This window comes from Chryseobacterium sp. JUb7 (genome assembly GCF_024806495.1).
Lineage (GTDB): Bacteria > Bacteroidota > Bacteroidia > Flavobacteriales > Weeksellaceae > Chryseobacterium.
In genome coordinates this window covers 46,291-53,667 of sequence record NZ_JANUFF010000019.1, presented here as the reverse complement: position 1 = coordinate 53,667, position 7,377 = coordinate 46,291, and the positions used below count along the sequence as shown (strand labels likewise).

The 7,377-nt window shown below is 35.6% G+C and carries 6 protein-coding genes; 5 read left to right on the top strand and 1 reads right to left on the bottom strand.

Annotated features, from left to right (window positions below):
* Positions 1–629: 629 nt before the first annotated feature.
* Positions 630–2,399, bottom strand: coding sequence for an aminopeptidase P family protein (locus M2373_RS21730; protein WP_259113478.1), 1,770 nt, complete (start codon positions 2,397–2,399; stop codon positions 630–632).
* 386 nt (positions 2,400–2,785) lie between these two features.
* On the opposite strand from M2373_RS21730, the gene M2373_RS21725 reads away from it, so the two are divergent.
* From M2373_RS21725 to M2373_RS21705, 5 genes are all read left to right on the top strand, one after another.
* Entirely contained in the window at positions 2,786–3,223 is a 438-nt protein-coding gene (locus M2373_RS21725; protein WP_259113476.1) for a DUF6526 family protein, read from the top strand.
* Between the two features lie 205 nt (positions 3,224–3,428).
* Positions 3,429–4,532 carry a DNA topoisomerase IB gene (locus tag M2373_RS21720; RefSeq protein WP_259113475.1) on the top strand — a complete coding sequence of 368 codons (1,104 nt, stop codon included), beginning with the start codon at positions 3,429–3,431 and terminating at the stop codon, positions 4,530–4,532.
* Between the two features lie 80 nt (positions 4,533–4,612).
* Positions 4,613–6,238, top strand: a complete 1,626-nt coding sequence (gene pruA, locus M2373_RS21715) for an L-glutamate gamma-semialdehyde dehydrogenase (RefSeq protein ID WP_259113473.1) — start codon at positions 4,613–4,615, stop codon at positions 6,236–6,238.
* A gap of 369 nt (positions 6,239–6,607) precedes the next feature.
* Entirely contained in the window at positions 6,608–6,829 is a 222-nt protein-coding gene (locus M2373_RS21710) for a cytochrome C551 (RefSeq protein ID WP_259113472.1), read from the top strand.
* Between the two features lie 281 nt (positions 6,830–7,110).
* Positions 7,111–7,317: a hypothetical protein gene (locus tag M2373_RS21705; protein WP_259113470.1), complete on the top strand. Its 207-nt coding sequence runs from the start codon at positions 7,111–7,113 to the stop codon at positions 7,315–7,317.
* Positions 7,318–7,377 lie beyond the last annotated feature (60 nt).

The following is a 7,377-nucleotide window of genomic DNA, read 5'->3' as shown; positions in this document are numbered from 1 at the left end:
TATTTTAACAAACATAATAAAAAAACCTACTCCCCCCCCCCCCCCCCCCCCCCTTTTTTTTTTTTTTTTTTTTTTTGCGGGGGCGCCCCCCCCCCCCCCCCCCCACACTTCTCAAATGAGCTCAGACAAATGCTGCGATCGGGGCTAGCATCACGATCTCTTATTTAAAATCTGTCTTAAAATCCAAACCTCATAGGTTTTTAAAACCTATGAGGTTTGGAAATGCCCTACTTATTCATCTGCCACCATTATGAAAAAATCCTAACACAGAAAAATAACCGCTAATGACAATCTATTTGTGATATTGTCTCTATGAAGCTAAAAGTAAAATCACCTCGTTTCTGAGGTGATTCTACTGCTTTGAATTTACTAAGTTGTATATGAAGAATGATTTGTGTGCTTTTTTGTTGATACAAAGATAATCTGAACCTCAATTCATTATCTCAGGATAAACCCTAAAGTTTTATCCGTAAAAATACGGTTGTACAATAAAAAAAGCTTTGCAGTATTACCTACAAAGCTTTTTTCGTTTTGTGACACTCGTCTAACAGGTATACTTGGAAACATTATCTCAAGAAATAATTAAAGTTCCCGAATTGACGAACAGTTTTATCTGATTAAACCAAGCATTAAAGTGGACTTACCAATTCCTGGAACCACTCTTTAACTTCTCCATCAAGATGCGGACCTATTTTTTCTTCACATGTTTTGTGATAAGCGTTCAGCCACTCGATTTCTTTTTCAGAAAGAATTTCTTTTACGATCGTATCTTTAAAGAATGGGCAGAATGTCAGCGTTTCAAACTCATAGAATGTTCCGTGGATTGTTTTTTCAGCTTCTTTTACTGCAATTAAGTTTTCATGACGGATTCCGTAATCACCTTCCAAATAATAACCCGGTTCATTTGAACATACCATTCCTACTAAAAGATCCTGTGGATTCATATCTTTTCTGATATTTTGAGGACCTTCATGAACGTTCATGAAGCTTCCAACTCCGTGGCCGGTTCCATGATTGAAATCTTTCCCCTCCATCCATAGCGGAAGTCTTGCAATAGCATCCAGATGAACACCTTTTGTTCCTTTCGGGAATTTCACCATCGATAAACGGATGAGCCCCTGAAGAACTAATGTTGAATTTCTTTTAAAATCATCAGAAACAGCTCCCAGAGCCAATGTTCTTGTAATATCCGTTGTTCCCTCCAAGTACTGACCTCCGGAGTCTACCAGAATACTTGCATCGTTAGTTACCTCTTTGCTACCTTCGCTTTTTGCCGAATAATGCATAATCGCACCATTATCTTTATATCCGACGATACTTCCGAAGCTTTCGCCCACAAAGTTTTCACCTTCTGCACGGAAACCTCTCAGTTTTTCACCGATAGAAAACTCATTCATGGCCTCTTTTCCGGCATTGTGCGTTAACCAGTACAGGAATTTTACCATAGCAACACCATCTCTCACCATCACTTTTCTGAAACCTTCAAGTTCGGTTTCATTTTTCTGAGCTTTCATTAAATTCCCCGGAACCGGAGCTTTGATGAATTCATTATCTGATTTTAAAGCTTCAAAAACAGACTGATTGCTGTTTGGAGAAACCAGAACTTTTTCGTTTTTAAATACTTTTAAATGATTATAAAATTCTTCATAAGGCATCATTTTGACAAAAGAATCGTCCATCTGCTTTCTTGCTTCCACTTCTAATTTTTCAAGATCCGTGAACAGGATAGCGTCATTTTTAGTAATGATGATATATCCTAAAAATACAGGATTGCTCTGTACATCACTTCCTCTCAGATTTAAAGTCCACGCCACATCATCCAGACTTGAAATAATATGAACGGTAGCTTCCTGATCTTCCATTTTCTGGCGAATAGCAGAAATTTTATCTGTAACAGACTTTCCTGCTCTTTCTACAGGATGTACGAAAATAGGATTTTTTGAAGGTGTTCCCCTTTCCGTCCAGATTTGCTTCAGAAGAGGATTGTCAACAAGTGTTATATTTTTTGAATTTAATTTTTGAGTTAAAAGTTCCCAGTTTGCATGGGCTGTAGCAACAGCATTTACGGCTACTTTACCATTTGAAGGAATTTCTGAGATAATCCAGTCGATATAATTAGGAGTTCCTTCCATTCCATCTTTAAAAAGATCAATTCCTGAACCCTCCAATTCAATGGCAGCCTGTGTAAAATATCTTCCGTCTGTCCAAAGTCCGGCCTTATCTTTTGTAACAACCACAAATCCCGCAGAGCCCAAAAACCCCGATAGCCAAGATCTTTCCTGCCATTCTTCCGGCAGATATTCACTCATGTGCGGATCTGCAGAATATACTATAAATGCATCAACATTATTTTTCTGCATTTCTTCACGAAGCGCAGCTACTTTTTCCTTTGAAGTCATTTTTCAATAATTTTTTAAAGAGGTGAAGTTACGAATTTTTTGAGGTCCGGAAATGAATTCTGATGAGTTTTTTACACTTGTTATGGTTAAAATTTATTTAAATTTCATCGTTCATAAAAGCAGCTTTAAAATATTTTCAACCCTCGGTACCGCATCTGTAAACAGTATTTTTTTATTGCTTATTTAGTTTTTTTAGAGTTTTCATACAAAGACTTCAACACATACAATAAATAAAATTCAATGACTGCTAATCTCTTAAAAATCAACAATTAACCAAATACAAATTTTTCATTTATTTAGGCAAAACAAAACGTTAATAAGTACCACAAAGATCATTTATTATTAAAAATTTAAAGTTTTGGAAAGATTATTGTAGTATATATTTCATGGAAAGCCAGAATTATAAAAATCACAGGAAGTTTTATCCGCCTCATCATTTTATTTATCTCCCTATTTTAATTCTGTCAGATATTTTTGGGATCTATAAAATATTCAATGATGTACAGAATCAGTTGAACTGGATTTTATTTTCTGTTGTTATTTTTCTGATTTTCTATTTGGCAATTATGGTCAGACAGCATTATGCATTGGGACTTCAAAACCGATTGGTAAGACTTGAATTCAAACAAAGATATTTTGAAATTTTCAGTCAGCGATCTGATGAAGTAGAGGAAAAACTGAAATTTGATCAGATTGCAGCATTGAGATTCGCTCATGATGATGAGTTTAAAGATCTTTTATATAAAGCACTCCACGAAGACTTTTCTGGAGATCTTATCAAAAGATCAATTAAAAACTGGCGACCTGACCGACACAGAATTTAAAATAATAAACACCAAAAAATAAATTATCATGAAAAAATTGAGCTTATATAGTATTACAATATTCAGTTTACTATTATTGACAAGTTGTGAAGCAGTAGAAACAATCTTTAAAGCAGGAATGTGGTGGGGAATTATTTTAGTGGTAGGCGTAATAGCTGTTATTTTATGGCTATTTTCAAGGGGTAAGAACTCTTAACCAAAACTTATGGATAATTCAGACTTAGACATTATTTCTCACCTCAGACCTTCTAAGATTGTAAAAATTATGAAAGATCCGGAGGCTTCTGCAAGGGCGGTAAATCTTATTTACACGTCCGATGCAGAATCTGCGGGTATTATCCGAAAAAAACGAGGCAAAAAGTACTCCTATTTCAAAGACGGAGAAAAAATCAAAGATAAAGACGAAATTAAAAGAATCAACGGACTGGTCATTCCTCCCGCATGGGAAAATGTATGGATCTGTGCTTTGGATAACGGACATCTGCAGGCTACCGGTTTTGATGCTAAAAAGAGAAAGCAATACCGCTATCATCCGCTATGGAGTGCCTTGAGAAATCATACGAAATTTTACAGAATGCTTCAGTTTGGCTATGCTTTGCCCGAAATACGTCTGCATATTGAGCAGGATCTTGCCTTACGTAATTTCGAAAAAAGAAAGATTTTAGCTCTTATTGTGAGTCTGATGCAACGAACCAACATCAGAATAGGAAATAATGCCTATGAAAAACTTTACGGTTCTTTCGGACTAACCACTCTAAAGGATAAACACGTAAAAATTAAAGGGCAAAAGATGACCTTTTCGTTTAAAGGCAAAAAAGGAATTATGCATAATATAGATCTTAAAAGCAGAAGGCTTTCAAGGCTGGTTCAGAAATGCAAAGATATTCCCGGGAAAGAACTCTTTCAGTTTGTTGATGAAGAAGGACACCGTCATTCAATAGATTCGGGGATGGTGAATGATTACATAAAAGAAATAAGCGGTGAAGATTTTACGGCAAAAGATTTCAGAACCTGGTCCGGAACTGTAAATGCATTGATCGCTTTTAAAGAAATAGGTTATGCCGAAAACAATACCGAATACAAAAGAAAGGTAAAAGAAGCCTTAGAAATGGTGGCTTCTCATCTCGGAAATACGAGTACCGTTTGCAGAAAATATTATGTTCATCCATTAGTCATCAATCTTTATGAAAATAATTCTATCAAAAAATATCTTGATGAATTGGAAAAAATAGAAGAAAATGACGGCAAAGCAGACCTTACACAGGAAGAAAAACTGGTACTCAAAATATTAGAAAACGAAAAGATGTAAATAGTCTCTATCGATTTTTTGTCCAAATTAAATGTTGTAAATTTGTATCATTAGCAAATTAAAAAATAATACAACGTAATATGTCAAAAGCAATTTCGCAAGTACCATTTGCAGTAAATGAACCGGTAAATTCTTACGCACCGGGAACTCCAGAAGTAAAAAGCCTTATCGCTCAATACAAAAAAATGTGGGCTGAAAAAATAGAAATCCCAATGGTAATCAATGGTGAAGAAGTAAAAACGGGTGATACTGTTCAGCTTCAGTCTCCTCAGGACCATGCGCATGATTTCGGTTTCTATCACAGAGGAACAATGCAACACGTAGATGACGCTATCAACGCTGCATTGGCTGCAAAAAAAGAATGGAATGAGCTAGGTTGGGAACACCGTGCAGCAATTTTCTTAAAAGCTGCTGATTTATTAGCGGGACCTTACAGAGATGTGATCAACGCGGCTACCATGATCGGACAATCGAAAAATGTTCACCAGGCTGAAATTGATGCCGCTTGTGAATTTATCGATTTCTTAAGATTCAACGTAGAGTTTATGACAGAAATGTATTCTGAGCAGCCGGTTTCTGATGCTGGAATCTGGAACAGAGTTGAATACAGACCATTAGAAGGTTTTTGTTTTGCCGTAACTCCGTTCAACTTTACAGCGATTTCAGGAAATTTACCAACTTGTATGGCAATGCTTGGAAACGTAGTGGTTTGGAAGCCGTCTGACAAGCAGGTTTATTCTGCAAAAGTGATCATGGATGTTTTAACAGAAGCTGGTCTTCCAAAAGGGGTAATCAATATGATTTTCACGGATGGAAAAGAAACTGCTGAGAAAGTTTTAGCACACAGAGATTTTGCAGGACTTCACTTTACAGGTTCTACAAAAGTTTTCCAGGGAATGTGGAAAATGATCGGTGACAATATTCACAATTACAGAACTTATCCAAGAATTGTTGGAGAAACTGGTGGAAAAGATTTCGTTATCGCTCACCCGTCTGCCAATGTAGAAGCAGTAGCTACTGCTTTGGTAAGAGGTTCTTTTGAATACCAGGGACAAAAATGTTCTGCGGCTTCAAGAGCTTATATTCCTCAGTCTCTTTGGGCTGATGTGAAAAAAGTAATGGAAACTCAGATCGCTTCTATAAAAATCGGTTCTCCGGAAGATCCTTCAAACTTCGTGAATGCGGTAATCGACAAAAATTCTTTTGAAAAATGTAAAGGATATATCGACAGAGCGAATGCGTCAAGTGAAGCAAACGTTGTGATCGGTGGAAAAGTTGATGATTCTAAAGGTTGGTTTGTTAACCCTACTGTTATCGAAACGACAAACCCTCAATACGAAAGTATGGTGGAAGAAATCTTCGGACCTATCTTATCTGTTTTCGTTTACGAAGATAAAGATTGGGCAGAAACATTAAAAGTTGTAGATTCTTCTTCTCCTTATTCATTAACAGGTTCTGTGTTCGCACAAGATCGTTATGCTGTAAATGAAGCTTTCAAAGCATTGGAAAATGCGTCTGGAAACTTCTATATCAATGACAAGCCAACGGGTGCCGTTGTAGGTCAGCAGCCTTTCGGTGGTGGTAGAGCTTCAGGAACTAATGATAAAGCAGGTTCTAAAATGAATTTACTAAGATGGACCTCTGTAAGAAGTATCAAAGAAACCTTTGTTTCTCCTAAAGATTACAAATATCCGTATCTTGGTTAATAAGTAATGAATAATGGGCAATGAGTAATTGTTGTTCATTGATAAATACAGCCCCGAAATTTTGGTTTCGGGGCTTTTATTTTATGGAGGATTGTTATGATTGAGGGTTGCAGTTATTGCAGGGAGCGAAACGGACTTCTATTGAGCTTGCCTAAACAAAGTAAATGTTTTTATTGCGTCTATTATTAAACAGGATTTCATTCTACCTTAATTCAAATGGTTTTATTATTTTAATTTTTAAAATTTCAACATAAATATTTGAAAATTAACACATTTTAAACTATTTTATTGATATTTTAGTAATTACAAAACCTATTTCGGAATAATTATTGAACTTTTACTTACACACTAACAACAAAATATAAGATTATGAAAAAGTCATTGTTAATAGCTACCCTCATAGGAATATTCGCCGTGAGTTGCGGAACAAAGGAATCATCAATGTCAAAAAACAGTACAGATTCAGCGGCAGTAGATAGTTCAGTACAAAGTGTACCACCTACAACCACGGATACTGTTACCACTACCACTACAAATCCTGATAGTATCAAGATTAAAGATTCCGCTTCTACACCTCCTGCAACCAGATAAAAAATGGTCTAACTTAAAAATGGAAAATTCTCAGATGAAAGCGCTGAGAATTTTTTTATTTAGTTGCTTGTTGATCGCTTTTGCTTGTGAATATTTTGATTTGTTAGAGTTGTATCCTACCCTATTTTAAGTCGCCACTTTGTGGCTCTCTTTGGAATTGGAAATTTATTCAAGATCTTTTATCTTTTATCTTTTATCTTTTATCTTTTATCTTTTATCTTTTATCTTTTATCTTAATATTCATTATATTTGATTAATACTAAACATTAAAAGAAATTACTATGAAAAAATTATGGATAGGAGCTGTTATTGGCTTATTTTTTTTAGGAAGCTGTGCTGATAAAAAGGAAAACAGAGAAGAATTTAAAGATGAGCATGACAAAAGTGCGATGAGAAATGATATGGGAGATTCTGCAGTTGCCAATTCGGAACAGTCTTCTACTGCTGATACAGCAAAAATAAAAACAGACAGTACAAAAGCAAAATAAAACAAAACCGCAGAAATTCTGCGGTTTTGCACTTAAAAAAACTTGACTTGAAAAAAACCG